The organism is Burkholderia sp. RF7-non_BP4, assembly GCF_001521935.1.
GTDB classification, from domain to species: domain Bacteria; phylum Pseudomonadota; class Gammaproteobacteria; order Burkholderiales; family Burkholderiaceae; genus Burkholderia; species Burkholderia diffusa.
On the sequence record NZ_LOTA01000062.1, the window covers coordinates 48,849 to 75,035 of the forward strand.

Below are 26,187 nucleotides of genomic sequence, written 5' to 3' on the forward strand. Positions count from 1 at the left end.
GACGGTCGCGCCTTTGCAGCCGGAGCATGAGGCGCGGCCGTACAAACACAACCGGCAATGCGGCACGCGGCGCGCGACACCCTGGTGTCGCGCGCCCGCATTAGAAAGAAGACGAAAAGCAAGGCCTACGAGGAAGAACAATGAAATCCAGACTCGACAGATGGATGATGCTGCTCGCCATCGCAGCGGCAGGCACGGCACATGCACAGACGCGCGCGGCAGGTAATCCGCTCGATTCGCTCCCCCAGATCAACGCACCGCAGAAAGGCCCGAGCGTCACCGTGCAGGTCGCGCCGCAGGCACCGCAACTGCAGGAGTTGCTGTCGCGGCACCTGACGCCGACGACGTTCCAGGTCGAAGGCGTGAAGTCGGTGCCTTTCGACGAAATCTCGCGTCGCTTCACGCCGCTCGTCGGCAAGGACATCACGATCGGCGAGCTGATCGAAACCGCGAACGGCGTGACCAAGCTGTATCAGGATCGCGGCTATGCGTTGTCGTTCGCGTTCATTCCCGCGCAGACGTTCGAGAACGGCGTCGTGCGCGTCACGGTCGTCGAAGGCTATGTGTCGGACGTCAAGGTCACCGGCAAGCCCGGCGCGATGGAATCGAAAATCCGCGCGATCGCCGCGCACATCACGGCCGATCGCCCGCTGCGCCGCGCGACGTTCGAACGCTACGTGAACACGTTCGGCCTCCTGCCCGGCGTGACGGTGAAGGCCAATGTGCCGCCGCCGCAGACGACCGATGGCGCCACGACGCTCGAACTGGCCGTCGACCGCAAGGCATTCAACATCAGCACCGGCATCGACTTCAATCACCCCGGCGTCCAGGGCCTCATCACCGCGACGGAGAACGGCCTCACGTCGTTCGGCGAGCAACTGAGCATTTCCGCGCTGGTGCCGCCAGGACGCGACAAGCAAACCTACGTCGCGTTCAGCGGCGCGGTGCCGGTCGGCAGCAGCGGGCTGGTCACGCGCCTCGACGCCAGCACGTATCGCGGCAAGCCGACCGACAACCCGGGCCTGCCGTCGACCGTCGAGCGCACGGTCAAGAACGAGAAGCTCGGTCTTTCGGCATCCTATCCGTTGCTGCTGAACAACCAGCGCAGCCTGCTCGGCACCGTGTCGGGCTATGCGTCGCACAACGAGGACCGTTACCAGAACAAGATCAGCGGCAACAGCATCGACACGCGCTCGCAGGTCCGCGTGCTGCAAATGCAGCTCGACTACACTAGCGTGTCGGCCAAGCAGGTACAGAAGCTGAGCGTCAACGTCGCGAAGGGTTTCAACATTCTCGGCGCGTCGAAATCGCAGGACATCACGATCGGCTCGAACACGACATCGGTGGACAGCCCGATCTCGCTGACGTTCGTGCGCACCGGCGCAACCTTCACGCAGACCAACGAATGGCCGTTCAAGATCGGCACGTCGGTCTCGCTGACCGGCCAGTACAGCCCCGACTCGCTGCCGACGTCGGAACAGATCTCGTTCGGTTCGACGCGCTATGCGCTCGGCTATCAGCCCGGCGAAACGTCGGGCGACTCGGGCTGGGGGATGTCGCTGGAGGTCAACCGCGGATTCACGCCGGGCTGGACGTATATGAAATCCATCACGCCGTACATCGCGTACGACATGGCGCGCGTGTATCTGCATACCGGCACGCCGTCGCCGAGCCGCCTGTCGTCGGTCGGTATCGGCGTGCGGTTTACGGACAGCCGTTACTACAGTCTCGACCTGAATATCGCGAAGCCGGTCGGCGATGCGCCGGTTGAAAGCGCATCGCGCAGCCCGCGCGTGAATGCCGCGTTCTCGTATCAGCTCAACTGATCGGTCACCAAACAGCCCGCGTCGCGCGGGCCGTTTGGATTAGAGCCCCCTCTATCAAACGCAGCGCGCGGTTTCACGTATTCTGGCAAAGCTCGCAACATGCCACCGCCCCATGCAGACGGTCGTGCGAGCGCATCGAATACGACATGAAACAAGGAGGAAGACGATGATTCAACTGACCCGCCCGTTGCGCACGCTGGCCATTGCAAGCGCGCTGCTCGCTTGCGCCGCCCCTACGTTCGCCCAAGCCGACAGCCCCGTCGGCATGTGGCAGACGATCGACGACAACACGCATCAGCCGAAGGCGCTCGTGCAGATCGCCGATGACGGCGAAGGCTCGCTGTCTGGGAAGGTCGTCAAGGGCCTCGGCGCCAACGACACGCCCGATCGCCGCTGCACTGCATGCACGGACGAGCGCAAGGATCAGCTCATCAAGGGCATGACGATCATCAAGGCGATGAAGAAGGACGGCGACCACTGGGACGGCGGCAATATCCTCGACCCGGAAAACGGCAAGGTCTACAAGTGCAAGATGTCGCTGGAAGACGGCGGCCAGAAGCTCGTCGTGCGCGGCTATATCGGCGTGTCGCTGCTCGGCAGGTCGCAGACCTGGGTTCGCGCGCAATAACGCGACGCGCGTCGATACGCGCAACGTAATGAAAAATCGGCCTGCGACGATGTCGTCAGGCCGATTTTGTTTTGATGCGGGCGCGAATGAATTCGGCCGGCATCATGCCGCACGCTTCAGCGCATCCGCCGCATAGCCGCCCGGTGCACGATACGCCGGTGCCGCAGCACTGCGCACCTCCGCCGCCTTCGACTGCGCGTGCTTGCGCATCCGCGTGGCCAGCTCCTTGCACAGATTCACGCCGGCGTCACCATACAGCTCGCGCATCACCTGTATCAACGTGCCGGTCTCGTGCCACACCTTGAAGCGGCGATGGCACGTCTGGTACGACGGGTAGCGACGCGGCATCGCGGACCAGGTCGCGCCGCTGTAAATCACCCAGAGTACGCCGTTCAGGACGGCGCGCGTGTTGGCCAACGGACGGCCGCGCAACTCGGTGCGCGGCTGCATTTCGGGCAGAAGCGGCACGACGCAGCGCCACTCATGGTCGGTCAGATCGCGATACGGTGTCATGGACATCTCCAGCCTTAGGAACCATGACTCAACGATATCGACAGCCCTCAACCATGAACATAAGACAAATCCGAAATTACCCCGAGATCGCGATAATTTAACCGGAATTGACGTTTGAAGTCCGTCATTTGCGGAAAACCGCGATCAGGTCAGCGAAGTATCGACGATGCGGCGCGGCGTCTCGAGGTATTCCTTCGACTGCATCTCGACGATCCGCGAAACCGTGCGCGCGAATTCGTTCGCCATCGGCCCTTCGACGTACAACTGCTCCGCCGGCACCGCCGCGGACATCAGCAGCTTGACCTTGTGGTCGTACAGCACGTCGATGAGCCAGGTGAAGCGCCGCGCCTCGGACGCCATCCGCGGCGACATCTGCGGCACTTCCGACAGCACGATCGCATGGAAGCGGCTGGCCAGCTCGAGATAATCGTTCTGCGAACGCGGGCCGCCGCACAGCGTCGCGAAATCGAACCAGACGACCCCGTCGGCCTTGCGCAGCGCCTTCAGCTCGCGCTTCTCGATATGCAGGATCGGGCTTTCGTCGGGCACCGCGGCGAGCTTCGCGAATGCATGACGCAGTTCGCGATCGGCGTCCGCGCCGAGCGGCGTGTGGTACATCTGCACCTGCGCGAGCGTGCGCTGGCGATAGTCGACGCCCGCGTCGACGTTCAGCACGTCGAGCTTCTGCTTGATCAGCGCGATCGCCGGCAGCATGCGGTCGCGATGCAGGCCGTCGGGATACAGATCGTCGGGATCGTAGTTGGACGTCATCACGAACTGCACGCCGTTGTTGAACAGGCGATCGAGCAACCGGTACAGGATCATCGCGTCCGCGATGTCCGACACGTGGAATTCGTCGAAGCAGATCAGCCGGTAGCGCTTCGCGATGCGTCGCGCGAGCTCGTCGAGCGGATCGGCCTGCCCTTTCAGCTCCTCGAGTTCGCGGTGTACCTCACGCATGAATTCGTGGAAATGCAGGCGCGTCTTGCGCTGCACGGGCACCACCGCGTAGAAGCTGTCCATCAGGAAGCTCTTGCCGCGGCCGACGCCGCCCCACATGTAGACGCCGCGCGGGAGGTCCGGATGATTGATGAGCTTCTTGAACGCGTTCGAGCGACGCGCCTTGTATTCGACCCACTCGTCGAAACAGCACTGCAGGCGATCGACGGCCGCGCGCTGGGCGGGATCGGACTGATAGCCGCGCGTGGTCAGTTCGCGCGTGTAGTATTCGGTGACGTTCATCGGGCAAACCGGAAAAAACGAAGGCGAGCGGGAAACCCCGCCCGCCTTCGTCATGAGACGGCTGCGCCGGCCGATGGCCGGCAGGCGCTACACCATGCTCAGCTGTTCAGCGAGCGCTTGTCGACGGCGAGCGCCGCTTCGCGCATCACTTCCGACATCGACGGGTGCGGATGGCAGATGCGGGCGATGTCTTCCGACGCCGCCTTGAACTCCATCGCCACCACGGCTTCCGCGATCAGGTCCGACGCGTTCGCGGCGATCACGTGCACGCCGAGCAGTTCGTCGGTCTTCGCGTCCGCGATCATCTTCACGAAACCGTCCGGCGCGTTCATGCCGAGCGCGCGGCCGTTGATCGAGAACGGGAACTTGCCCGACTTGATCTCGCGGCCTTCGGCCTTCAGCTGCTGTTCCGTCTTGCCGACCCATGCGATTTCCGGGTACGTGTAGATCACCCACGGAATGCAGTTGTAGTCGATGTGCGGCTTCTGGCCGTCGATCACTTCCGCGACCAGCACGCCTTCGTCTTCCGCCTTGTGCGCGAGCATCGGGCCACGCACCACGTCGCCGATCGCATAGACGTTCGGCACCGCGGTACGGCAGTGGTCGTCCACGTCGATGAAACCGCGCTCGTTCGCCTTCAGGCCGATCGCCTCGAGGCCGAGGTTGTCGGTGTTCGGCACGCGGCCGACCGACACGATCAGGCGGTCGGCGTCGAGCGTCTGCGCGTTGCCGTCCTTGTCGGTGTAGGCGATCGACACGCCGTTCGCCGTCGTCTTCACGTCACCGATCTTCACGCCGAGATGGATGTCGAGGCCTTGCTTCTTGAACAGCTTGGCCGCTTCCTTCGCGAGCGCTTCGTCGGCTGCGCCGAGGAACGCCGGCAGCGCTTCGAGCACCGTCACTTCGGCGCCCAGGCGACGCCACACCGAGCCGAGTTCGAGGCCGATCACGCCTGCGCCGATCACGGCGAGCTTCTTCGGCACCGAGTCGAACGTCAGCGCGCCTTCGTTGTCCGAAACGATCTTGTTGTCGACCGGGATGTTCGGCAGGTGACGCGCCTTCGAACCCGTCGCGATGATCACGTTCTTCGCGGTGACGACTTCGGCCTCGCCCTCGCCGCTCACTTCGATCTGCACGCCGGCGTCGGTCTTGCCGGTGAACTTGCCATGGCCCTTCAGCCAGGTGATCTTGTTCTTCTTGAACAGGAACTCGATCCCGCTCGTCATCTTCTCGACGATCGCATCCTTGCGGCCGAGCATCTTCGCGACGTCGATCTTCACGCCGTCGACCGTGATGCCGTGGTCGGCCAGGTGATGCGACGTGTTCTCGAACTCTTCCGACGAGGCGAGCAGCGCCTTCGACGGGATGCAGCCGACGTTCAGGCAGGTACCGCCGAGCTTCAGCGCGCCGGCCGGGTTCTTCCACTTCTCGATACAGGCAACGGTCTTGCCGAGCTGCGCGGCGCGAATCGCGGCGATGTAGCCGCCGGGGCCGGCGCCGATCACGACGACGTCAAATTCCTTGGACATGACAATCCTTTCTACTTGTACGCCCGCACGGTCGCGCGTGTACGCGAGCGTGCGGAGCGGGTCAATGCAGTGAGACTCGGCTTACAGGTCGAGCAGCAGGCGTGCCGGATCTTCCAGCGCGTCCTTCATCGCGACGAGCGACAGGACGGCTTCGCGGCCGTCGATGATCCGGTGGTCGTACGACAGTGCCAGATAGTTGATCGGACGGATCACGATCTGGCCGTTTTCGACGACCGGGCGCTCCTTCGTCGCGTGCACGCCGAGGATGGCCGACTGCGGCGGGTTGATGATCGGCGTCGACAGCATCGAGCCGAACACGCCGCCGTTCGAGATCGAGAACGTACCGCCCGTCATTTCCTCGATCGACAGCTTGCCGTCCTTCGCCTTCTGGCCGAATTCGGCGATCTTCTTCTCGATGTCCGCGAGGCTCAGTTGATCGGCATTGCGCAGGATCGGCACCACGAGGCCGCGCGGCGAGCCGACGGCGATACCGATGTCGAAGTAACCGTGATAGACGATGTCGTTACCGTCGATCGACGCGTTCACGAGCGGGAACTTCTTCAGCGCATGCACGGCCGCCTTCACGAAGAACGACATGAAGCCGAGCTTCACGCCATGTTCCTTCTCGAACTTGTCCTTGTACTTGTTGCGCAGCTCCATGACCGGAGCCATGTTGACTTCGTTGAACGTCGTCAGGATCGCGTTGGTCTGTTGCGACTCGAGCAGACGCTCGGCGATACGCGCACGCAGACGCGACATCGGCACGCGCTGTTCCGGACGATCGTTGAGCCACGTCGTGGCCGACGCCGGCACCTTCACTTCCGGCAGCGACGGCTTTGCAGCGGCGGTCTTCGCCGGTGCGGCGGCCGGAGCAGCCTTCGGTGCGCTGCCTGCGGCCAGCGCGTCGCCCTTCGTGACGCGGCCGTCGCGGCCCGAACCTGCGACGTCGCCTGCCGACAGGCCCTTCTCGGCCAGCAGCTTCGTTGCGGCCGGCGATGCGGCTGCCGAGCTCGATGCAACCGCGGCAGCCGGCTGTGCTGCCGGTGCGGCTGCAGCGGGTGCTGCGGCCGGCTTCACTTCGGCGGCGCCTGCCGCTGCTTCGGCAGCACCTGCCTTCGCTTCGGTGTCGATCGTCGCGATGATCTGGTCGGCGACGACCGTGTCACCGTCGTTCTGCAGCACTTGCGCGAGCACGCCCGCGGCCGGTGCCGGCACCTCGAGCACGACCTTGTCGGTCTCGAGTTCGATCAGGATTTCGTCCTGCGCGACTGCTTCGCCCGGCTTCTTCTTCCACTGCAGCATGGTGGCTTCCGAAACCGACTCCGAAAGCTGGGGGACTTTGACTTCTACGATAGCCATGTGATTTTCCTGGATGCTTAATCTGGGTAATGACGAGGTTCGTGCGATTCCTTCGGCCGATGCGGCGCGCGACGCGCCCGGCGGGCCAAAAGACACGGGAAAGCGCAGCGCGCCTTCCCGTTTCGCTTGACGTCGATTATTTCGCGATCGATGCGCTCTTCAGGCGGCCGAACGCACCTTCGATGAGGGCCTTCTGCTGCTCGTAGTGCTTCGCGTAGTAGCCAACCGCCGGCGAGGCCGAAGCCGGACGGCCGCTGTATGCCAGCTTCTGCCCTTCCTTCATGCCTTCCTTCAGGTGGTGCTCGACGTAGAACCAGGGGCCCTGGTTCTGCGGCTCGTCCTGCACCCAGACCACTTCAGTCGCGTTCTCGTACTTCTTCATTTCGGCTTCGAACTGCTTGTGCGCGAACGGATACAACTGCTCGATACGGATGATCGCGACGTCGTTCGCCTTCGCTTCGCGGCGATGCGCGACGAGGTCGTAGTACACGCGGCCCGAGCACACCAGCACGCGCTTGACCTTCTTCGCGTCGATGCCGCCGTCGGTTTCGCCCAGCACCGGCTGGAACGAACCCTTCGCGAGTTCCGACAGGTCCGACACCGCTTCCTTGTGGCGCAGCAGCGACTTCGGCGTTGCGACGATCAGCGGCTTGCGGAACAGACGGATCATCTGGCGACGCAGCAGGTGGAAAATCTGTGCCGGCGTCGTCGGTTGAACGACCTGCATGTTGTGATCGGCACACAGCTGCAGGAAACGCTCGATACGCGTCGACGAGTGTTCCGGACCCTGGCCTTCGTAGCCGTGCGGCAGCAGCATCGTGAGACCCGACACGCGACCCCACTTCACTTCGCCCGACGAGATGAACTGGTCGATCACGACCTGCGCGCCGTTGACGAAGTCGCCGAACTGGGCTTCCCACAGCACGAGCGTGTTCGGCTCGGCGGTCGAGTAACCGTATTCGAAGCCCAGCACCGCTTCTTCCGACAGCACCGAGTCGATCACCGTGAACTTCGCCTGACCGTCGGCGATGTTCTGCAGCGGCACGTACGTGCCGTCGTTCCAGCGTTCGCGGTTCTGGTCGTGCAGCACCGCGTGACGGTGCGTGAACGTGCCGCGGCCCGAGTCCTGGCCCGTCAGGCGCACCGAGTAGCCCGATGCGACGAGCGACGCGAACGCGAGGTGTTCGCCCATGCCCCAGTCGAGCGGCTGGTCGCCGCGCGCCATGTTGCGGCGGTCGTTGATCACGCGCTCGACGAGCGGGTGGACCTTGAAGTTTTCCGGGACCGTCGTGATGCGTTCGCCGAGGCGCTTCAGTTCGGCGAGCGGCACGGCCGTATCGGCTGCATCCGTCCATTTGCGGTTCAGGAACGGAACCCAGTCGACCGCGTACTTGCTCTTGTAGTTCGACAGGACCGGATCGACGGTGTGGTGGCCGTCGTCCATCGCCTTGCGGTACGCCTTCACGTAGTTGTCGGCGTCTTCGGCGGTGATCACGCCCTGCTGCACGAGCTTCTCGGCGTACAGCGCACGGGTGCCCGGGTGCTGCGCGATCTTCTTGTACATCAGCGGCTGCGTGACCGCCGGCGTGTCCTGCTCGTTGTGCCCCAGCTTGCGGAAGCAGACGATGTCGATCACGACATCCTTGTGGAACTGCATCCGGTAGTCGATCGCGATCTGGATCGCGAGCACGACGGCTTCCGGATCGTCGCCGTTCACGTGCAGCACCGGCGCTTCGATCATCTTGACCACGTCGGTACAGTACAGCGTCGAGCGCGCGTCGCGCGGGTCGGACGTCGTGAAGCCGATCTGGTTGTTGATGACGATATGCAGCGTGCCGTGCGTGCCGTAACCGCGCGTCTGCGCGAGGTTCAGCGTTTCCATCACGACGCCCTGGCCAGCGAAGGCCGCGTCACCGTGGATCTGCACAGGCAGCACCTGCAGGCCGTCTTCGTCGCCGCGACGGTCCATCCGTGCCTTCGCCGAACCTTCGACCACCGGGTTCACGATTTCGAGGTGCGACGGGTTGAACGCGAGCGACAGGTGGACCGGGCCGCCTTCGGTCGACACGTCCGACGAGAAGCCCTTGTGGTACTTCACGTCACCTGCCGGCAGGTCGTCGACGTGCTTGCCTTCGAATTCGGCGAACAGGTCGGCCGGCATCTTGCCCAGCGTGTTGACCAGCACGTTCAGACGGCCGCGGTGCGCCATGCCGATGATGATTTCCTGCACGCCGGTCTTGCCTGCGTGCTGGACGACTTCGTCCATCGCCGCGATGAAGCTTTCGCCGCCTTCGAGCGAGAAGCGCTTCTGGCCGACGTACTTGGTGTGCAGATAGCGCTCGAGGCCTTCCGCTGCCGTCAGGCGATTCAGGATGTGCTTCTTCTTGTCGATCGAGAAGGACGGCGTCGCGCGGGTCGATTCCAGGCGCTCCTGCCACCAGCGCTTCTGCTCCGGATCGCTGATGTACATGTATTCGGCGCCGATCGTGCCGCAGTACGTGTCACGCAGGCCCTTGACGATGTCGCGCAGCGAAGCCTGGTCGAAACCGAAATACAGGTTGCTTGCGCTGTACGTCTGGTCGAGGTCGCCTTCGGAGAAGTCGTAGAACGCGGGTTCGAGTTCGGGGATGGCGGGACGTTCGCGACGCTTCAGCGGATCCAGATTGGCCCATTGCGAGCCGAGGAAGCGATATGCGCTGATGAGGGACTGGACGTGGACCTGCTTGCGCGCGGTCGCCAGATTGCTCGTGCTTTCGCGCGGGATGAAGGCATTGGCCTTCGCACGCTCGGCAAACGATTCGACGATCGGGAAATGAGCAACGTCATTGGCGTTCGAGCCGTCGGTTGCAGGCACGTTCTGCAGCGCGTCGAAATACTCTCGCCAGTTCTCCGGCACCGATGCCGGATTGTTGAGGTATGCATCGTACAGTTCTTCAACGTACGAAGCATTGCCGCCGAACAGATAGGAGTTCAGCTGAAACTGCTTCATTACATCTGACATTTTACGCTCACCTTTCTTCGAGCTTCTCGAGAAATAGCGGGTTACTCAACCTTCCGCGACACGGCCTGACCGTTTAGCGGATTGCGAATCAAGTCTTGCTTGGAAGGACCTAAAACTTGCGTGCGCGCAGCATATCACAGAACCGATACCGAAGCTCACGGCGAAATGTGGCTGAAAGCACCGCGTGACGGGGTTTCGCCGGATTGCCGCGACTCGCGGGAACAGTGTTTTGCAACCCGCCCGATTGCACACTGCGCAGATGCAAAAAAGGCCGCCCGGAGGCAGCCTTTTTCGTCATGCACAGGAACGGCCAATGCTTAGTCGACCGCGCCTTCGCGGCTCGCGCGGCGACGCTCGTGCTCCTTCAGGAAGCGCTTGCGCAGACGGATCGACTGCGGCGTCACTTCCACGAGTTCGTCGTCGTCGATGAATTCGACCGCGTATTCGAGCGACATCTGGACCGGCGGCACGAGACGCACGGCTTCGTCGGTGCCCGACGCACGCACGTTGGTCAGCTGCTTGCCCTTGATCGGGTTCACGACGAGGTCGTTGTCGCGGCTGTGAATACCGATGATCATGCCCTCATACAGCGCGTCGCCCGGCTTCACGAACATGCGGCCGCGATCCTGCAGCTTCCACAGTGCGTACGCCACGGCGGCGCCGTCGTCCTGCGAGATCAGCACGCCGTTGCGGCGCTCGAAGACCGAGCCGTCCTTGACCGGTGCGTACGAGTCGAAGATGTGGCTCATCAGGCCCGTGCCGCGCGTCAGCGTCAGGAATTCACTCTGGAAGCCGATCAGGCCGCGCGCCGAGATCTTGTATTCCAGACGCGTGCGACCGCGGCCGTCCGACGCCATGTCGAGCATTTCGCCCTTGCGGCGACCGAGCTCTTCCATCACGCCGCCCTGATGCTCGTCCTCGACGTCGACGGTCAGCAGCTCGTACGGCTCGTGCCGCACGCCGTCGATTTCCTGCATCACGACGCGCGGACGCGACACGGCCAGTTCGTAGCCTTCACGGCGCATGTTCTCGACGAGAATCGTCAGGTGCAGTTCGCCGCGGCCCGACACTTCGAACACCGTTTCGTCGCCGGTATCCTTCACGCGCAGCGCGACGTTGTGATTCAGTTCCTTCATCAGGCGGTCGCGGATCTGGCGGCTCGTCACGAACTTGCCTTCGCGGCCGGCCAGCGGCGACGAGTTGACGAGGAAGTTCATCGTCAGCGTCGGCTCGTCGACGGTGATCATCGGCAGCGCTTCCGGCGTATCGACCGCGCAGATCGTCGCGCCGATGCCGACGTCTTCGATACCGTTGATCAGCACGATGTCGCCGGCTTCCGCCGACTCGACCTGCACGCGCTCGAGGCCCTTGAACGACAGCACCTGGTTGATCTTGCGGTTCAGCACGTCGCCTTCCGGACCGAAGCGCATCACGACCGGTTGACCCGGCTTGATGCGGCCGCGCGTGATGCGGCCGACGCCGATCCGGCCGACGTACGTCGAAAAGTCGAGCGACGTGATCTGGAGCTGCAGCGGCGCTTCCGGATCGGCCGGGCGAACCGGCACGTGCGCGAGGATCGCCTCGAACAGCGGACGCATGTCGCCTTCGCGGGTCGCCGGATCGAGCGACGCGTAGCCGTTCAGGCCCGATGCGTAGACGATCGGGAAGTCGAGCTGCTCTTCGGTCGCGCCAAGCTTGTCGAACAGGTCGAAGGTCTGGTTGATGACCCAGTCGATCCGCGCGCCCGGACGGTCGATCTTGTTGATGACGACGATCGGCTTCAGACCGAGCGCGAGCGCCTTCTTCGTCACGAAGCGCGTTTGCGGCATCGGCCCCTCGACGGCGTCGACCAGCAGCAGCACCGAGTCGACCATCGACAGCACGCGCTCCACCTCGCCACCGAAGTCCGCGTGCCCCGGCGTGTCGACGATGTTGATGTGCGTGCCTTCGTATTCGACCGCGCAGTTCTTCGCGAGAATCGTGATCCCGCGCTCTTTTTCGATGTCGTTCGAGTCCATCACCCGCTCGGCAATCTGCTGGTTCTCGCGGAAGGTGCCGGACTGGCGGAGCAGTTGGTCGACGAGCGTGGTCTTGCCGTGGTCGACGTGAGCGATGATGGCGATGTTGCGAAGGGCGCGGGTCATAGAAACCTGGAAATCGTTGAACGCGCAAACGCGCACGCTCGTCAGTCACCGGGACACGTGCGCGCGCGTTGCAGCTTGGAAACCGCAAATTATAGCACGTGAGGATGTCGAAAGCCGGACTGCCTTTGCAACGCAGCAAACGACGCCTCCCTGCCCTCGTCGCAGACCGGTAAATCGACCCGGCAGATCGACCGGCCGACACCGCCGACGGCAAGCCGAAAACCCTGACGACGACACGGGAATTTCGGGACGCGGAGCGCGCCCTCGCCCGTTCGATTAACATTTGCCGCGGCAAGCAATTGTGCCTATACTGCTGCCTAGTCAACTATTGCAGCTTCAGGGTTTTATGTCGGATTCTCCTCCCCAATCGCCTGTTTCGCCGTTGTCCTCGTACCAGATGAACGACAGCGTCGGTTATCTGATGTCGCGCGTGAAATCGGTGATGACCAACCTCGTCACGCAGCGCACGCAGGAAGAGCTCGGCATCACGGGCACGCAGGCGAGCATGCTGTTCATGATCGCGGTCGGCAAATGCTCGACGGCCGCGGAGCTCGCCCGGGAATACGGGATCGACGCGAGCGCGGTCACGCGCCTGCTCGATCGCGTCGAGAAGCGTGGCCTGCTGTCCCGTGTGCGCAGCATCGAGGATCGGCGGGTCGTGCGTCTCGAGCTGACCGACGAAGGCCGCGCGCTGGCGGAACGGTTGCCGCCGGTGTTCCGCAGCGTGCTGGACCAATTGCTGGACGGTTTTACGCCTGAAGAAGTCGGATTCCTGAAGAGCATGCTGCGCCGCATTCTCAGCAACTATTGCGAGACCGCCGGCGGTAGCGTCACGTAATAGTTGCCATAACAATTACTTTCGACAGATTAATGTAAGGAAATCCTTGCAGTGTCCATCATTCATTCCGAGTCAGGGAACAGCGCGATGAAATCCTCCCCGTTGTCCGTGCGCGCCGGGTCGTGCCGCGCCGCCGTTGCCGCCGCGGTCGCCGCGCTGGCACTGGCGGGCTGCGCAAACTACATCGGCATCAAGAGCGACAAGCAGATCGCTCCCGCGTCGCAATTCGAAACCGCCCAGAGCCTGCCCGCCCAGGGCGGCCAGTGGCCGGCACTCGACTGGGCGAACCAGTTCGGCGATCCGCAGCTGCCGAAGCTGATCGACGAGGCGCTCCAGGGCAGCCCGTCGATCGCGCAGGCACAGGCGCGCATCGCGAAGGCGTCGTCGTACATCGAATCGTCGCGCTCGAACCTGATGCCGAAGGCCGAAGCCAGCTATTCGTGGACGCGCGAGCTGTATTCGTCGAATGCGCTGTTCCCGCCTCCGTACGGCGGCCAGTGGTATAGCGAGAACAACGCGCTCGCGAGCGCGTCGTGGGATCTCGACCTGTGGGGCAAGAACCGCGAGCGCCTGCATACGGCCGTGTCGCAGGAAAAAGCGGCCGAAGCCGACATGCAGCAGGCGCGCATCACGATCGCGTCGTCGGTCGCCCGCACCTACAACTCGCTTGCGCAACTGTATGCGCTGCGCGACATCGCGCAACGCGAGATCACCAACCGCCAGACGGTCGGCAAGATCACCGACGGCCGCGTATCGGCCGGCCTCGACACCAACGTGGAGCGCCAGACCGCGCGCGGCAACATCGCGACGACCCAGGCGTCGCTGTCCGACCTCGACGGCCAGATCACGACCGTGCGCTACCAACTCGCCGCGTTGCTCGGCAAGGGGCCGGACCGTGGGCTGCAGATCGCCGCGCCCGTGATGAACCCGACCGGCGAAGTCGCGCTGCCCGGCAACCTGCCGGCCGACCTCGTGTCGCGCCGTCCCGACATCGTCGCCGCGCGCTGGCAGGTCGAGGCCGCGATGCACGACGTGAAGGAAGCGAAGGCCGAATTCTTCCCCGACGTCAACCTCGCTGCCGGCTTCGGCTTCGATGCGTTCGGCTGGGGCAAATTCCTGAATTTCGCGAGCCGCCAGGCGCAGTTCGGCCCCGCCATCCACCTGCCGATCTTCGACGCCGGTGCGTTGCGCGCGCAGCTCAAGGGCCGCTATGCAGACTTCGACCTGTCGGTCGCGAACTACAACCAGACGCTCATCAGCGCGCTGAACGACGTCGCGACGCAGGTCGCGTCGATCCGCGCGGTCGATCGCCAGATGGACGACGCGCAGCGTGCGCTCGACGCGTCGACGCGTGCATACGACCTTGCCGTGATCCGCTACAAGGCCGGCCTGTCGCCACAGCTCCAGGTGCTGACCGCCGACAGCAACCGCCTCGCGTCCGAACAGACGGTGACGAACCTGAAGATGCGCCGGCGCGACATGCAGCTCGCGCTGATCAAGGCGCTCGGCGGCGGGTTCGACGCGACCGGCACGCGGCTCGCCGCGCCCGACGCCGACAAGCAGACAAAACAGGCCGCCAACTGATCCGGCGCCACCACTACGCAGACACTCGAAATAACGGACGGAGAAAATCGCCATGAGCGACCCTCAACAAAACGCCTCCAGCGCACAGGCGCAGAACAACGGGAAGCGCAAACGGATGATGACGCTGCTGATCGCGGTCATCGTGATCGCGGCCATCGCGTACGGTCTGTACTACTTCCTGGTCGCGCGCTTCCATGAAGAGACCGACGACGCGTACGTGAACGGCAACGTCGTGCAGATCACGCCGCAGGTCACGGGTACCGTGATCGCCGTGAAGGCCGACGACACGCAGACGGTCAAGGCCGGCGATCCGCTGGTCGTGCTCGACCCGGCCGACTCGCAGGTCGCGCTGCAACAGGCCGAGGCCAACCTCGCGCAGACGGTACGCCAGGTGCGCGGCCTGTTCGTCAACGACGACCAGTACCGCGCGCAGGTCGCGCTGCGTCAGTCCGACCTGTCGAAGGCACAGGACGACCTGCGCCGCCGGATGGCCGTCGCGCAAACGGGCGCCGTATCGCAGGAGGAAATCTCCCACGCACGCGACGCTGTGCGCGCCGCGCAGGCGTCGGTCGACGCGGCGCAGCAGCAGCTCGCCTCGAACCGCGCACTGACCGCGAACACGACGATCGCGTCGCACCCGAACGTGATGGCCGCGGCAGCGAAAGTTCGCGACGCGTATCTCGCGAACGCGCGTAACGTGCTGCCCGCGCCGGTCACCGGGTATGTCGCGAAGCGCTCGGTGCAGGTCGGCCAGCGCGTGTCGCCGGGCAACCCGCTGATGTCGGTCGTGCCGCTGAACGCTGTGTGGGTCGACGCCAACTTCAAGGAAGTTCAGCTCAAGCACATGCGCATCGGCCAGCCGGTCGAATTGACCGCCGACATCTACGGCTCGTCGGCCGTCTACCACGGCAAGGTCGTCGGCTTCTCGGCCGGCACGGGTTCGGCGTTCTCGCTGCTGCCGGCGCAGAATGCGACGGGCAACTGGATCAAGGTCGTGCAGCGCCTGCCGGTGCGTATCGAGATCGATCCGAAGGACCTGGAGAAGCACCCGCTGCGCATCGGCCTGTCGATGCAGGTCGACGTCGATATCAAGGACGAGCGCGGCGACCAGCTGGTCAACGCAAAGAACACCGTCTACGAGACCAGCGTGTTCGCGAAGTACGGCGACGAAGCCGACGCCGAGATCGCGCGCATCATCGCCGAGAATGCCGGCGGCAACGCGCCGGCACCGGCCGCGGCGAAGTCGACCGGCACCGCAAAGATGATGTAACGGCTCCGCTTCCGGAAAACTACCGACATGGCACAGGCTCCTGTCTCCCACCCGCCCCTGCAGGGCGGGCAACTCGTGCTCGGAACGATCGCGGTGTCGCTCGCGGTGTTCATGAACGTGCTCGACACGTCCATCGCGAACGTCGCGATCCCGACCATCTCGGGCGACCTCGGCGTATCGTCCGACCAGGGTACGTGGGTCATCACGTCGTTCGCCGTCGCGAATGCGATCTCCGTGCCGCTGACCGGCTGGCTGACCGATCGCTTCGGGCAGGTTCGTCTGTTCCTCGCGTCGATCATCCTGTTCGTCATCTCGTCGTGGATGTGCGGGCTGGCGCCGAGCCTGCCGTTCCTGCTCGCATCGCGCGTGCTCCAGGGCGCGGTCGCCGGGCCGATGATTCCGCTGTCGCAATCGCTGCTGCTGTCGAGCTACCCTCGCGCGAAAGCGCCGATGGCGCTCGCGCTGTGGTCGATGACGACGCTGATCGCACCGGTCGCGGGCCCGATCCTCGGCGGCTGGATTTCGGATAACTATTCGTGGCCGTGGATCTTCTACGTGAACATCCCGGTCGGCATCGCCGCCGCGCTGGCCACCTGGTCGATCTATCGCACGCGCGAATCCACGGTGCGTCGCGCGCCGATCGACGGCGTCGGCCTCGCGCTGCTCGTCTTGTGGGTCGGCTCGCTGCAGATCATGCTCGACAAGGGCAAGGATCTCGACTGGTTCGCGTCGACGACGATCATCGCGCTCGCGCTGATCGCGGTCATTTCGTTCGCGTTCTTCGTGATCTGGGAGCTGACCGCCGAACATCCGGTCGTCGACTTGTCGCTGTTCCGGATGCGCAACTTCACGGGCGGCACGATCGCCCTCGCGGTCGGCTACGGGCTCTACTTCGGCAACCTCGTGCTGCTGCCGCTGTGGCTGCAGACCCAGATCGGCTACACGGCAACCGATGCAGGTCTCGTGATGGCGCCCGTCGGGCTGTTCGCGATCCTGCTGTCGCCGCTGACCGGCAAGTTCCTGCCGCGCACGGACCCGCGCTACATCGCGACCGCCGCATTCCTGACGTTCGCGCTGTGCTTCTGGATGCGCTCGCGCTACACGACCGGCGTCGACGAGTGGTCGCTGACGCTGCCGACGCTCGTGCAAGGCATCGCGATGGCCGGCTTCTTCATCCCGCTCGTGTCGATCACGCTGTCCGGCCTGCCCGGCCACCGCATCCCCGCGGCATCGGGCCTGTCGAACTTCGTGCGGATCATGTGCGGCGGCATCGGCACGTCGATCTTCCAGACCGCGTGGGACCACCGGAACAATTTCCACCACGCGCAACTGGTCGAGCAGACCAACCCGTACAATCCGACGTTCAACCAGGCCGTCACGCAGATGGGCAACCTCGGGCTGACGCAGGACCAGGCGCACGGTCTCATCAACAACATGGCCACGCAGCAGGCCGCGCAACTCGGCGTGAACGACCTGTTCTACATCTCCGCGGCGATCTTCGTGCTGCTGATCGGACTGATCTGGATCACGAAGCCCGAACGCGCGGGCGGTGGCGATGCGGGTGCGGCGGCGTCGGCTGCCCACTGAACACCGCGCTCGGACGCACACGCCAAACAAAAAGCCCGGTCGATTTCGACCGGGCTTTCTTTCATGCCGACGGCGCTTGCGCGCCGTGCATCACTCTGCCGTCACGACGAGGCGTTCAGGTGCCAGCACGCCGTTGGCCTTGCGAGCCACGCCGAGCAGCCGTGCCGCGTCGTACACGCGCACACGCTCGCCCTCCGCCGCGTCGATCGAATCGAGCGCCGACAGCGGCAGACGCTGGCCGTGCAGGAACCGCTTCGCGCAGGCTTCGTCGAGACGCACCAGCGGAAACGTCGACAGCAGCGCGTCGACCGGCTGAAGCCACGCATCGCGCGCCGCTTCGGCGGCGTCGGACAGCGCGTCGAGCGTCACCGCATGTTCGAGCGTCAGCGCGCCGACGCCCGTGCGACGAAGCATCGTCAGATGCGCGCCGCAACCGAGCGCTTCGCCGATATCCTCCGCCAGCGTGCGCACATACGTCCCCTTGCTGCAAGTCACGCGAAACGTCACGTCCGGCAGGTCGCAGGCCAGCAGATCGAGCGCATGGATCGTCACGTTGCGGCCTTCCCGTTCGACGGTCTGGCCCGCGCGCGCATATTCATACAGCGGCTTGCCGTCGCGCTTGAGCGCCGAATACATCGGCGGCACCTGCACGATCTCGCCGGTAAAGCGCGCGAGCGCCGCCTCCACCGCCGTCCGGTCGCATTCGACGACGCGCGTGTCGAGCACGTCGCCTTCGGCGTCGCCGGTGGTCGTGCGCACGCCGAGACGCATCGTCGCTTCGTAGGTTTTGTCCGCTTCCAGCAAGTCCTGCGAGAACTTCGTCGCCTCGCCGAAGCACAGCGGCAACAGCCCCGAGGCCAGCGGATCGAGCGTGCCGGTATGGCCGGCTTTCTTCGCGAGAAGCAGGCGCTTCGCGCGAATCAGGGCGTCGTTACTCGACAGGCCGACCGGCTTGTCCAGCAGGAGGACGCCGTCCAGCGCGCGCCGCGGCACGCGTGGACGCTGAGGAGCTGCAGTCGTCATGGTGCGCGCGCGCTCACTCGTCCTTCGCGGGCGCGTCGGCTTCGTCGTCGTCCTTCGCGCGCGTCGAGTTGGCTTCCTTGATCAGACGCGACATTTCCACCGCCTTTTCGATCGTCTGGTCGTAATGGAAATGCAGCGTCGGCACCGTATGAATGTGCAGGCGCTTGAACAGCAGGTTGTGCAGGTGACCCGACGCATGGTTCAGCGCTTCCTGCGTCTTGTCCGGATCGCCGGTGAGCGCCGTGAAATAGACCTTCGCGTGCGCATAATCCGGCGTGAGCTCCACGCTCTGGATGGTCACGATGCCGATGCGCGGGTCCTTGACCTCGCGCATGATGAGCTCGGACAGATCGCGTTGAATCTGGTCTGCAATCTGAACGTTGCGATTGGGGGAAGTACGTTTCCTGGACATGATCGATCCGTGATCCGTTTATCAGGATAAAGCGGCGCGCCGCTGGCACGCCACCATGAAAATGGGCGGGACAGGCCCAAGCCTGCCCCGCCCACGAGCCGATACGCGACGATTACAGCGTACGTGCGACTTCGGTCACTTCGAAGACTTCGAACTGGTCGCCTTCGATGATGTCGTTGAAGTTCTTCACCGACATACCGCACTCGAAGCCTTGCTTGACTTCCTTCACGTCGTCCTTGAAGCGCTTCAGCGATTCGAGTTCGCCCGTGAAGATCACGACGTTGTTGCGCAGCACGCGAACCGACGACGAGCGCTTGACGATACCGTCGGTGACCATACAGCCGGCAACCGTACCGACCTTCGGCACCTTGAACACCTGGCGCACCTCGACCATGCCCGTCACGACTTCGCGCTTCTCCGGCGCCAGCATGCCCGACATCGCGGCCTTCACCTCATCCACTGCGTCGTAGATGATGTTGTAGTAGCGAATGTCGATACCGTTCGCTTCTGCCAGCTTCCGCGCCTGTGCATCCGCACGCGTGTTGAAGCCGATGATGACCGCCTTCGATGCCGTCGCGAGGTTGACGTCGTTTTCGCTGATGCCGCCCACCGCGCTGTGCACGATCTGCACGCGCACTTCGTCGGTCGACAGCTTGAGCAGCGACTGCACGAGTGCTTCCTGCGAGCCCTGCACGTCCGCCTTGATGATGAGCGGCAAGTTTTGCACTTCGCCTTCGCCCATCTGCTCGAGCATGCTTTCCAGCTTCGCGGCCTGCTGCTTCGCCAGCTTGACGTCGCGGAACTTACCCTGACGGAACAGCGCGATTTCGCGCGCCTTGCGCTCGTCCGGCAGCACGATCACTTCCTCGCCCGCACCCGGCACTTCCGACAGACCCTGGATTTCGACCGGGATCGACGGGCCGGCTTCCTTCGTCGGCTTGCCGTTCTCGTCGAGCATCGCACGCACGCGGCCATAAGCCGTGCCTGCCAGCACGATGTCGCCGCGGTTCAGCGTACCGGACTGCACCAGGATCGTCGCGACCGGGCCCTTGCCCTTGTCCAGCTTCGCTTCGATCACGATGCCCTTGGCCGGCGCCTCGACCGGTGCCTTCAGTTCCAGCACTTCGGCCTGAAGCAGCACGTTCTCGAGCAGGTCGTCGATACCGGCACCCGTCTTCGCCGAGACCGGCACGAACGGCGAATCGCCACCGTATTCTTCCGGCACGACGCCTTCCGCGACCAGTTCCTGCTTGACGCGGTCCGGGTTCGCTTCCGGCTTGTCGATCTTGTTGATCGCCACGACGATCGGCACGCCACCCGCCTTCGCGTGAGCGATGGCTTCCTTCGTTTGCGGCATCACGCCGTCGTCGGCAGCCACCACCAGCACGACGATGTCGGTCGCCTTCGCGCCGCGTGCACGCATTGCCGTGAACGCCTCGTGACCCGGCGTATCGAGGAACGTGATGACACCGCGCGGCGTTTCGACGTGGTATGCGCCGATGTGCTGCGTAATGCCGCCCGCTTCGCCCGCTGCAACCTTCGCGCGGCGGATGTGGTCGAGCAGCGAGGTCTTGCCGTGGTCGACGTGACCCATCACGGTGACGACCGGCGGACGCGGCAGTTGCTCCGCATCGGTACCGGTCTCGCCTTCGACCAGCAGTGCTTCCGGATCGTCCAGCTTCGCGGCGACCGCACGGTGGCCCAGTTCCTCGACGACGATCATCGCCGTTTCCTGGTCCAGCACCTGGTTGATCGTGACCATCTGGCCCATCTTCATCATCACCTTGATGACTTCGGAGGCCTTGATCGACATCTTGTGCGCGAGATCGGCAACCGAGATGGTTTCCGGCACGTGCACTTCACGCACGATCGGCTCGGTCGGCGCCTGGAACGTCGATGCGCTGTCCTGGTGACGGCCGCGACCCTTCGGGCCGCCGCGCCAACCGCGGTCGACGCCGCCGCTCGAATCGCCGCGCGTCTTGATGCCGCGGCGCTTGGCCGCGTCGTCCTGCCAGCCGCCCTTGCCGCCACCCGGCTTCTTGTTGCGGTCGCCCGCGCCTGCCGGTGCCTGCGTCGTCGCCGGCGCTGCGCCGGCCGGCTTCTTCACGGCCGGACGTGCCTGCGCGCCTGCGCCTGCCGGCTTGGCCGGCTTGTGCAGCGTGCCCTTCGCTTCGGCCGGCTTCGGCGGTTCCACCGGCTTCGGCGGCTCGACTGCCTTGACCACGGCCTTGCGCGGCGTGTTCATCATTTCGCGGATCGCGCGTGCCTCGGCTTCTGCAGCCGCGCGACGCTTGCTGATCTCTTCCTGCTCGGCCCGCGCCTTGTCGGCCGCCTCGCGGGCAGCGTCCTCGGCCTTCTTCGCCGCTTCACGCTGGGCCGCACGTTCGGCGGCCGCGCGCGCTTCGTCCTGCGCGGACTGCGCACCGGCTGCTTCCTGCTGGGCTTCGGCGGCCTGCTGGGCAGCAGCCTGCTGTGCCGCTGCGGCTTCGGCCGCGGCGCGCTTCGTCGCTGCTTCTTCCTCGGCACGACGGCGCTCGGCTTCGGCCGCTTCCTCGCGGGCACGGCGCTCGGCTTCCTCGCGCTCGAGGCGTTCCTGGCGCTCGCGCAGTTCCTGCGCCTGCTTTTCGAGCAGTTCGGCCTCGCGGCGCGCTTCTTCCTCGCGACGCTTCAGATCCGCATCGTCATCCGCTTCGGCAACCTGCGCCTGACCCTGTTCCGCACCCTCGGCCACGTCGTCGCGCTTGACGAACGTACGCTTCTTGCGGACCTCGACCTGAATGGTGCGAGCCTTGCCCGTCGCGTCAGACTGCTTGATCTCCGACGTATGCTTGCGGGTCAGCGTGATCTTGCGCTTGTCGCCGTCGGTTGCGCCGTGCGACTTGCGCAAATGATCGAGCAGACGCGCCTTGTCCGCCTCGGACAGCGCATCGTCTTCACTCGCTTTCTGGACGCCCGCTGCCTGCAGCTGTTCGAGCAGCACACCAGCAGGCATTTTCAGTTCCGCGGCAAATTGGGCTACGTTGTTACTCGCCATTCATTCCTCTTAGTGCAAGGACCGATTCCTTGCGGTTAGCATCGGGTCAGGCCATACGGCCGCCATCAAATCAGTGCGCCATGGTCATTTCTCACTGGAACCAGTGTTCACGTGCTTTCATGATCAACGCCTTAGCGGCATCCTCTTCCATCCCGGTCATGTCGACCAGTTCATCCACAGCCAGCTCGGCGAGATCGTCGCGCGTCTGCATGCCGTGTTCGGCCAGCTTCGCGAGCAACTCCGGCGTGACGCCGTCAAGGCCCTTCAAATCCAGCGCTGCGTTTTCGACCTTTTCTTCGTTCGCGATCGCCATCGTCAACAGTGCGTCGCGTGCGCGGTTCCGCAGCTCGTGCACGGTGTCCTCGTCGAATGCCTCGATTTCGAGCATTTCGTTGAGCGGCACGTAAGCGATCTCTTCGAGGCTCGTGAAGCCTTCGTCGATCAGGATGTCGGCAACTTCTTCGTCGACGTCGAGACGCGCCATGAACAGCGAACGCAGTCGATCGCGCTCTTCACCCTGCTTCAGGGCGGATTCGTCCGGCGTCATGATGTTGATCTGCCAGCCGGTCAGCTCGCCGGCAAGGCGAACGTTCTGACCGCTGCGGCCGATCGCGACAGCCAGCTCGTTTTCGTCGACGACGACGTCCATCGAGTGCTTTTCTTCATCGACGACGATCGACTGGACGGCTGCCGGCGCGAGCGCGCCGATCACGAACTGGGCGGGATCCTCGGACCATAGCACGATGTCGATGTTTTCGCCACCGAGCTCGTTGCGCACGGCCTGCACGCGCGAACCGCGGATGCCGACGCAGGTGCCGATCGGATCGATCCGCTTGTCGTAGGCGATCACGCCGATCTTCGCGCGCACGCCCGGATCGCGAGCGGCTGCCTTGATCTCGAGCAGGCCCTGCTCGATTTCCGGCACTTCCATCTCGAACAACTTCATCAGGAACTCGGGCGCCGTGCGCGAGAGTTCGATCTGCGGGCCGCGCGCGGTGCGGTCGACCTTCGCGATGTATGCACGCACGCGGTCACCCACGCGCAGGTTTTCCTTCGGGATCAGCTGGTCGCGACGCAGCAGCGCTTCGACACGGCCCGATTCGACGATGAAGTTGCCCTTGTCGAGGCGCTTCACCGTGCCCGTCATGATCTTTTCGCCGCGCTCGAGGTAATCGTTCAGGATCTGCTCGCGCTCGGCATCGCGCACCTTCTGCAGAATCACCTGCTTGGCGGCTTGCGCGCCGATACGGCCAAACTCGATCGACGGCACCGGCTCCTCGATGAATTCGCCGACTTCGACGTCGGGGTTCTGCTCACGCGCTTCGAACAGCAGGATCTCGCGATCCGGCTCCTGCAAGCCTGCCTCGTCGGGCACGACGAGCCAGCGACGGAAGGTTTCGTGCTCGCCGCTTTCGCGATCGATATGGACGCGGATTTCGGCGCCTTCGTCGAACAGCTTCTTGGAAGCGGACGCGAGCGCAGCCTCGAGGGCGCCCAGCACCACATCCTTGTCGACGTTTTTCTCGCGCGCCAGCGCATCCACCAGCATCAACACTTCGCGACTCATTATTTGCGGCTCCTAAAGTCAACTTGCGGAATCAGGCGGGCTTTGTCGATATCGGCCAGCGTGAAATCCAGCATGGCTGCCTCGCCCTTCTTCCTCTCAAATTCCAAACCGATCGTTTCGCCATTCGGCGCGTGCAGAATGCCCCGGTACGTCTTGCGCCCGTCCAGCGGCTTTTTCAAGGTCACGGAAACTTCGCTACCGGCGAAGCGCTCGAAGTCGGCCAGCTTCTTCAACGGGCGGTCGAGCCCCGGTGACGAGACTTCGAGCCGTTCGTAATCGATGTTTTCGACCGTCAAGACGTGCTGGAGCTGACGCGTGACCTTTTCGCAATCTTCGAGCGAGATGCCGGCAGGCTGATCGATATAGATGCAAAGCATGCCGCGCCCGGTGCGCTCGAGATCCACCAGCTCGTAGCCGAGCCCGGTGACCGTGGTTTCTATCAGTTCCGTCAGTTGCACAGTGTCCTCTCAGGTGTTCGCGCCCGCCGCTCGCGATTCACCCGCGGGCGCGCGCCTTAGCCGGCGCAGGAAGCGCTACCCGAGATGCCTAACCGTTTCAGCAAAAAAAAATGGGCGGAACGCCCATCTTCTTACTGGTGGTCGCACCTGAGCCGCACATTGAATCCGTACGCCCAGCGACTCCGCGATTATAGCGATTTTTGGCGCAAACGCCAAGCCAGCCGGTAAAAGCAGCGTCCAGCCCGCCTTTACCGACCAAAAATGCGAAACCGGACTGTCCGACCAGGCGGCACAATCCGGCAGCGCGTATATATACAGTCAAAAGCAAACCGCGCAACGCGAAATGCCGATGCAACCCGACTCGCGCCAGTATTGCGGGCACCCCGGCGGCTTCACGCCGCCGACCGCCGGAAACGCTCAGCGACCGCGCGAGCGATTACGCTGCGGACGCTGGCCGCCGCGCGCACCACCGCCACCGTTGCTGGCGCCTTCGGCGCGATTGCCGTTCGGATTGCGGTTGCCGCCCTTGCCGCCGCCGCGCTTGCCGCCCGCGCCTTCACGCTTGGGGCCGGCGCCATACGACGCACGATTGCCATCGACATCGCGACCGCCGCCCGAGCGGTTGCCGTAGCCCGACGGCGAAACCGGCAGGCTGCCGTAGCCGCTCAGGCCAGGCAAGCCCGGGGCGCCACGTCGACCGCCACCGCGACGCGGCTGATCGAGCTGACCATGCGTCGTCAGCACCGGCTCGCGGCCGATGAAGCCCATCGACGTCTGCATCGGATCCGGCTGGCGGCGCTCGGCCTGCCCGCCACCACCACGCTTGCCCTTTTCCTCGGACGGCGCCTTCAGGCCGACGGTCGCCATCAGCTTGCGCACCTGCGCTTCGTCGAGCTCCTCCCAACGACCGCGCTTCAGACCGCGCGGCAGCGGAATCGGACCGTGACGCGTACGGATCAGGCGACTCACCATCAGGCCGGCCGCCTCGAACATCCGGCGCACTTCGCGGTTGCGGCCTTCGGCCAGCGCGACGTGATACCAATGGTTCGTGCCCTCGCCGCCGCCGTCGCGGATGCGCAGGAAGTTCGCCGGGCCGTCATCGAGTTCGACGCCGTGCAGCAGCTTCTGCCGCATCCCTTCGGACAGTTCGCCGACGACGCGCACCGCATACTCGCGCTCGACGCTGTAGCGCGGATGCATGAAACGGTTTGCGAGATCGCCCGACGTCGTGAGCATCAGCAGACCTTCGGTGTTGAAGTCGAGACGACCCACCGCGAGCCATTTCGCCGTCTTCATCGGCGGCAGGCGATCAAACACCGACGGACGACCCTCCGGGTCCGCGTGACTGACGATCTCGCCCGTCGGCTTGTGGTACAGCAGCACGCGCGGCGGCTTGTTCGGCAGCTTGCGCTTGACCGGCTTGCCGTTGATGCGGACCTGGTCGGTCGGCATGATGCGCTGGCCGATGTGCGCGGGCTCACCGTTCACCGACACGCGGCCGGCGACGATCAGCTCTTCCATTTCACGGCGCGAGCCCATGCCGGCTTCCGCGAGCACCTTGTGGAGCTTCGGCGCGTCGTCGTCCGGCGACAGCACGCGCTTGTTCGTCGGCTGGTTGCGGCCGCGACGCAGCATCGGCGCCCGTACGCCGCTGCCGCCGGCGGAATTGTCCGCATCGAACGCCGGCGACGTCACATAGGCGAACAGGTCGTCCTGCGACACCGCATCGCCGTCGGCCTTCGCTGCGCCGCCCTCGGCCTTCGCCGAACCGCCGCGCCGCGCCTGGCCGCCTTGCCCGCCCTGGGCACCCTTGGCCGCACCTTCGCGCTTGCCGGCCGGCTTGCGGCCGCCCTTGGCCGCGCCTTCCTTGCGCGGCGCGCGTGCGGGCTGAGCTTCCGCGGCCGGCTGCGCATCCGCGCCTTCGCCGCCCTGCGACTCGCCTTCGCCCTTCGACTTGGCCGCCGCGCGGCGGCGCGCGATCAGGCTGCGCGGGCCGCGCCGCAGGCCGCGGCGGGGACGCTCGTCACCACCCGCGGCCGGAGCATCCTGCTCCGGCGCATCGTCGGCACGCGCGGCCTGCACGGCAGGCGCGGACGATTCAATATCGTGGATATCAGTCAAAACAACCTCAAAATGTCAGGTCTCGCGCCCGGCTCGGGCGCGGCAAGAAGT

General features: G+C 64.6%; 18 protein-coding genes. 6 read left to right on the top strand and 12 right to left on the bottom strand.

Annotation, left to right across the window (positions count from 1 at the left end):
* The first annotated feature begins 140 nt into the window (after nucleotides 1-140).
* Together WS49_RS21250 and WS49_RS21255 are read left to right on the top strand one after the other, a co-directional pair.
* Nucleotides 141-1,826 (top strand): ShlB/FhaC/HecB family hemolysin secretion/activation protein, encoded by a 1,686-nt coding sequence (locus tag WS49_RS21250; protein ID WP_059533021.1) that lies wholly within the window; start codon nucleotides 141-143, stop codon nucleotides 1,824-1,826.
* Nucleotides 1,827-1,992: 166 nt separating this feature from the next.
* Nucleotides 1,993-2,454: a DUF2147 domain-containing protein gene (locus tag WS49_RS21255; protein WP_059533024.1), complete on the top strand. Its 462-nt coding sequence runs from the start codon at nucleotides 1,993-1,995 to the stop codon at nucleotides 2,452-2,454.
* A gap of 102 nt (nucleotides 2,455-2,556) precedes the next feature.
* Here WS49_RS21255 and WS49_RS21260 read toward each other — a convergent pair whose 3' ends face one another.
* The 6 genes from WS49_RS21260 to typA form a co-directional block, all read right to left on the bottom strand.
* Nucleotides 2,557-2,967, bottom strand: coding sequence for a transposase (locus tag WS49_RS21260; RefSeq protein WP_059533027.1), 411 nt, complete (start codon nucleotides 2,965-2,967; stop codon nucleotides 2,557-2,559).
* Between the two features lie 144 nt (nucleotides 2,968-3,111).
* The gene (gene zapE / locus WS49_RS21265; protein ID WP_059533030.1) at nucleotides 3,112-4,209 is read right to left on the bottom strand and encodes a cell division protein ZapE; all 1,098 of its coding nucleotides are present in this window, start codon (nucleotides 4,207-4,209) and stop codon (nucleotides 3,112-3,114) included.
* A gap of 98 nt (nucleotides 4,210-4,307) precedes the next feature.
* Entirely contained in the window at nucleotides 4,308-5,738 is a 1,431-nt protein-coding gene (lpdA, locus tag WS49_RS21270) for a dihydrolipoyl dehydrogenase (protein ID WP_057924323.1), read from the bottom strand.
* An 81-nt stretch (nucleotides 5,739-5,819) separates the two neighbouring features.
* The gene (gene odhB, locus WS49_RS21275) at nucleotides 5,820-7,097 is read right to left on the bottom strand and encodes a 2-oxoglutarate dehydrogenase complex dihydrolipoyllysine-residue succinyltransferase (RefSeq protein WP_059533033.1); all 1,278 of its coding nucleotides are present in this window, start codon (nucleotides 7,095-7,097) and stop codon (nucleotides 5,820-5,822) included.
* A 136-nt stretch (nucleotides 7,098-7,233) separates the two neighbouring features.
* Entirely contained in the window at nucleotides 7,234-10,098 is a 2,865-nt protein-coding gene (locus WS49_RS21280) for a 2-oxoglutarate dehydrogenase E1 component (RefSeq protein WP_059533036.1), read from the bottom strand.
* Between the two features lie 317 nt (nucleotides 10,099-10,415).
* The gene (typA, locus tag WS49_RS21285) at nucleotides 10,416-12,242 is read right to left on the bottom strand and encodes a translational GTPase TypA (protein WP_059533039.1); all 1,827 of its coding nucleotides are present in this window, start codon (nucleotides 12,240-12,242) and stop codon (nucleotides 10,416-10,418) included.
* Between the two features lie 346 nt (nucleotides 12,243-12,588).
* Here typA and WS49_RS21290 point away from each other — a divergent pair, with 346 nt between their 5' ends.
* The 4 genes from WS49_RS21290 (at nucleotide 12,589) to WS49_RS21305 (ending at nucleotide 17,521) form a co-directional block, all read left to right on the top strand.
* A complete protein-coding gene (locus tag WS49_RS21290) occupies nucleotides 12,589-13,080 on the top strand; it encodes a MarR family winged helix-turn-helix transcriptional regulator (protein WP_059533042.1) in 492 nt (163 codons plus the stop codon).
* Nucleotides 13,081-13,167: 87 nt separating this feature from the next.
* Nucleotides 13,168-14,664, top strand: a complete 1,497-nt coding sequence (locus tag WS49_RS21295; RefSeq protein ID WP_059533045.1) for an efflux transporter outer membrane subunit — start codon at nucleotides 13,168-13,170, stop codon at nucleotides 14,662-14,664.
* 52 nt (nucleotides 14,665-14,716) lie between these two features.
* Entirely contained in the window at nucleotides 14,717-15,934 is a 1,218-nt protein-coding gene (locus WS49_RS21300; protein WP_059533048.1) for an HlyD family secretion protein, read from the top strand.
* Nucleotides 15,935-15,961: 27 nt separating this feature from the next.
* Nucleotides 15,962-17,521: a DHA2 family efflux MFS transporter permease subunit gene (locus tag WS49_RS21305; protein ID WP_057924316.1), complete on the top strand. Its 1,560-nt coding sequence runs from the start codon at nucleotides 15,962-15,964 to the stop codon at nucleotides 17,519-17,521.
* A 90-nt stretch (nucleotides 17,522-17,611) separates the two neighbouring features.
* On the opposite strand, the gene truB is transcribed toward WS49_RS21305, so the two are convergent.
* The 6 genes from truB to rluB form a co-directional block, all read right to left on the bottom strand.
* Nucleotides 17,612-18,544 carry a tRNA pseudouridine(55) synthase TruB gene (gene truB / locus WS49_RS21310; RefSeq protein WP_059533051.1) on the bottom strand — a complete coding sequence of 311 codons (933 nt, stop codon included), beginning with the start codon at nucleotides 18,542-18,544 and terminating at the stop codon, nucleotides 17,612-17,614.
* 13 nt (nucleotides 18,545-18,557) lie between these two features.
* Nucleotides 18,558-18,878, bottom strand: a complete 321-nt coding sequence (rbfA, locus tag WS49_RS21315) for a 30S ribosome-binding factor RbfA (RefSeq protein WP_373557200.1) — start codon at nucleotides 18,876-18,878, stop codon at nucleotides 18,558-18,560.
* Between the two features lie 190 nt (nucleotides 18,879-19,068).
* Nucleotides 19,069-21,990, bottom strand: a complete 2,922-nt coding sequence (infB, locus tag WS49_RS21320) for a translation initiation factor IF-2 (protein WP_059533057.1) — start codon at nucleotides 21,988-21,990, stop codon at nucleotides 19,069-19,071.
* Nucleotides 21,991-22,081: 91 nt separating this feature from the next.
* Nucleotides 22,082-23,557 (bottom strand): transcription termination factor NusA, encoded by a 1,476-nt coding sequence (gene nusA / locus WS49_RS21325; protein WP_059533060.1) that lies wholly within the window; start codon nucleotides 23,555-23,557, stop codon nucleotides 22,082-22,084.
* Nucleotides 23,557-24,015, bottom strand: a complete 459-nt coding sequence (gene rimP / locus WS49_RS21330; RefSeq protein ID WP_014897219.1) for a ribosome maturation factor RimP — start codon at nucleotides 24,013-24,015, stop codon at nucleotides 23,557-23,559. Before rimP ends, nusA begins: the two co-directional genes overlap by 1 nt.
* A gap of 417 nt (nucleotides 24,016-24,432) precedes the next feature.
* Nucleotides 24,433-26,136, bottom strand: a complete 1,704-nt coding sequence (rluB, locus tag WS49_RS21335; protein WP_059533063.1) for a 23S rRNA pseudouridine(2605) synthase RluB — start codon at nucleotides 26,134-26,136, stop codon at nucleotides 24,433-24,435.
* Nucleotides 26,137-26,187 lie beyond the last annotated feature (51 nt).

Excerpts from the sequence above, each read along its gene's own strand:
- WS49_RS21305 (WP_057924316.1), top strand. The coding sequence starts at position 15,962 with ATGGCACAGGCTCCTGTCTCCCACCCGCCCCTGCAGGGCGGGCAACTC.
- infB (WP_059533057.1), bottom strand. The coding sequence starts at position 21,990 with ATGGCGAGTAACAACGTAGCCCAATTTGCCGCGGAACTGAAAATGCCT.
- WS49_RS21295 (WP_059533045.1), top strand. The coding sequence starts at position 13,168 with ATGAAATCCTCCCCGTTGTCCGTGCGCGCCGGGTCGTGCCGCGCCGCC.
- WS49_RS21255 (WP_059533024.1), top strand. The coding sequence starts at position 1,993 with ATGATTCAACTGACCCGCCCGTTGCGCACGCTGGCCATTGCAAGCGCG.
- typA (WP_059533039.1), bottom strand. The coding sequence starts at position 12,242 with ATGACCCGCGCCCTTCGCAACATCGCCATCATCGCTCACGTCGACCAC.
- truB (WP_059533051.1), bottom strand. The coding sequence starts at position 18,544 with ATGACGACTGCAGCTCCTCAGCGTCCACGCGTGCCGCGGCGCGCGCTG.
- rbfA (WP_373557200.1), bottom strand. The coding sequence starts at position 18,878 with ATGCGCGAGGTCAAGGACCCGCGCATCGGCATCGTGACCATCCAGAGC.
- WS49_RS21250 (WP_059533021.1), top strand. The coding sequence starts at position 141 with ATGAAATCCAGACTCGACAGATGGATGATGCTGCTCGCCATCGCAGCG.
- WS49_RS21280 (WP_059533036.1), bottom strand. The coding sequence starts at position 10,098 with ATGTCAGATGTAATGAAGCAGTTTCAGCTGAACTCCTATCTGTTCGGC.
- odhB (WP_059533033.1), bottom strand. The coding sequence starts at position 7,097 with ATGGCTATCGTAGAAGTCAAAGTCCCCCAGCTTTCGGAGTCGGTTTCG.
- WS49_RS21300 (WP_059533048.1), top strand. The coding sequence starts at position 14,717 with ATGAGCGACCCTCAACAAAACGCCTCCAGCGCACAGGCGCAGAACAAC.
- zapE (WP_059533030.1), bottom strand. The coding sequence starts at position 4,209 with ATGAACGTCACCGAATACTACACGCGCGAACTGACCACGCGCGGCTAT.
- WS49_RS21290 (WP_059533042.1), top strand. The coding sequence starts at position 12,589 with ATGTCGGATTCTCCTCCCCAATCGCCTGTTTCGCCGTTGTCCTCGTAC.
- lpdA (WP_057924323.1), bottom strand. The coding sequence starts at position 5,738 with ATGTCCAAGGAATTTGACGTCGTCGTGATCGGCGCCGGCCCCGGCGGC.
- WS49_RS21260 (WP_059533027.1), bottom strand. The coding sequence starts at position 2,967 with ATGACACCGTATCGCGATCTGACCGACCATGAGTGGCGCTGCGTCGTG.
- nusA (WP_059533060.1), bottom strand. The coding sequence starts at position 23,557 with ATGAGTCGCGAAGTGTTGATGCTGGTGGATGCGCTGGCGCGCGAGAAA.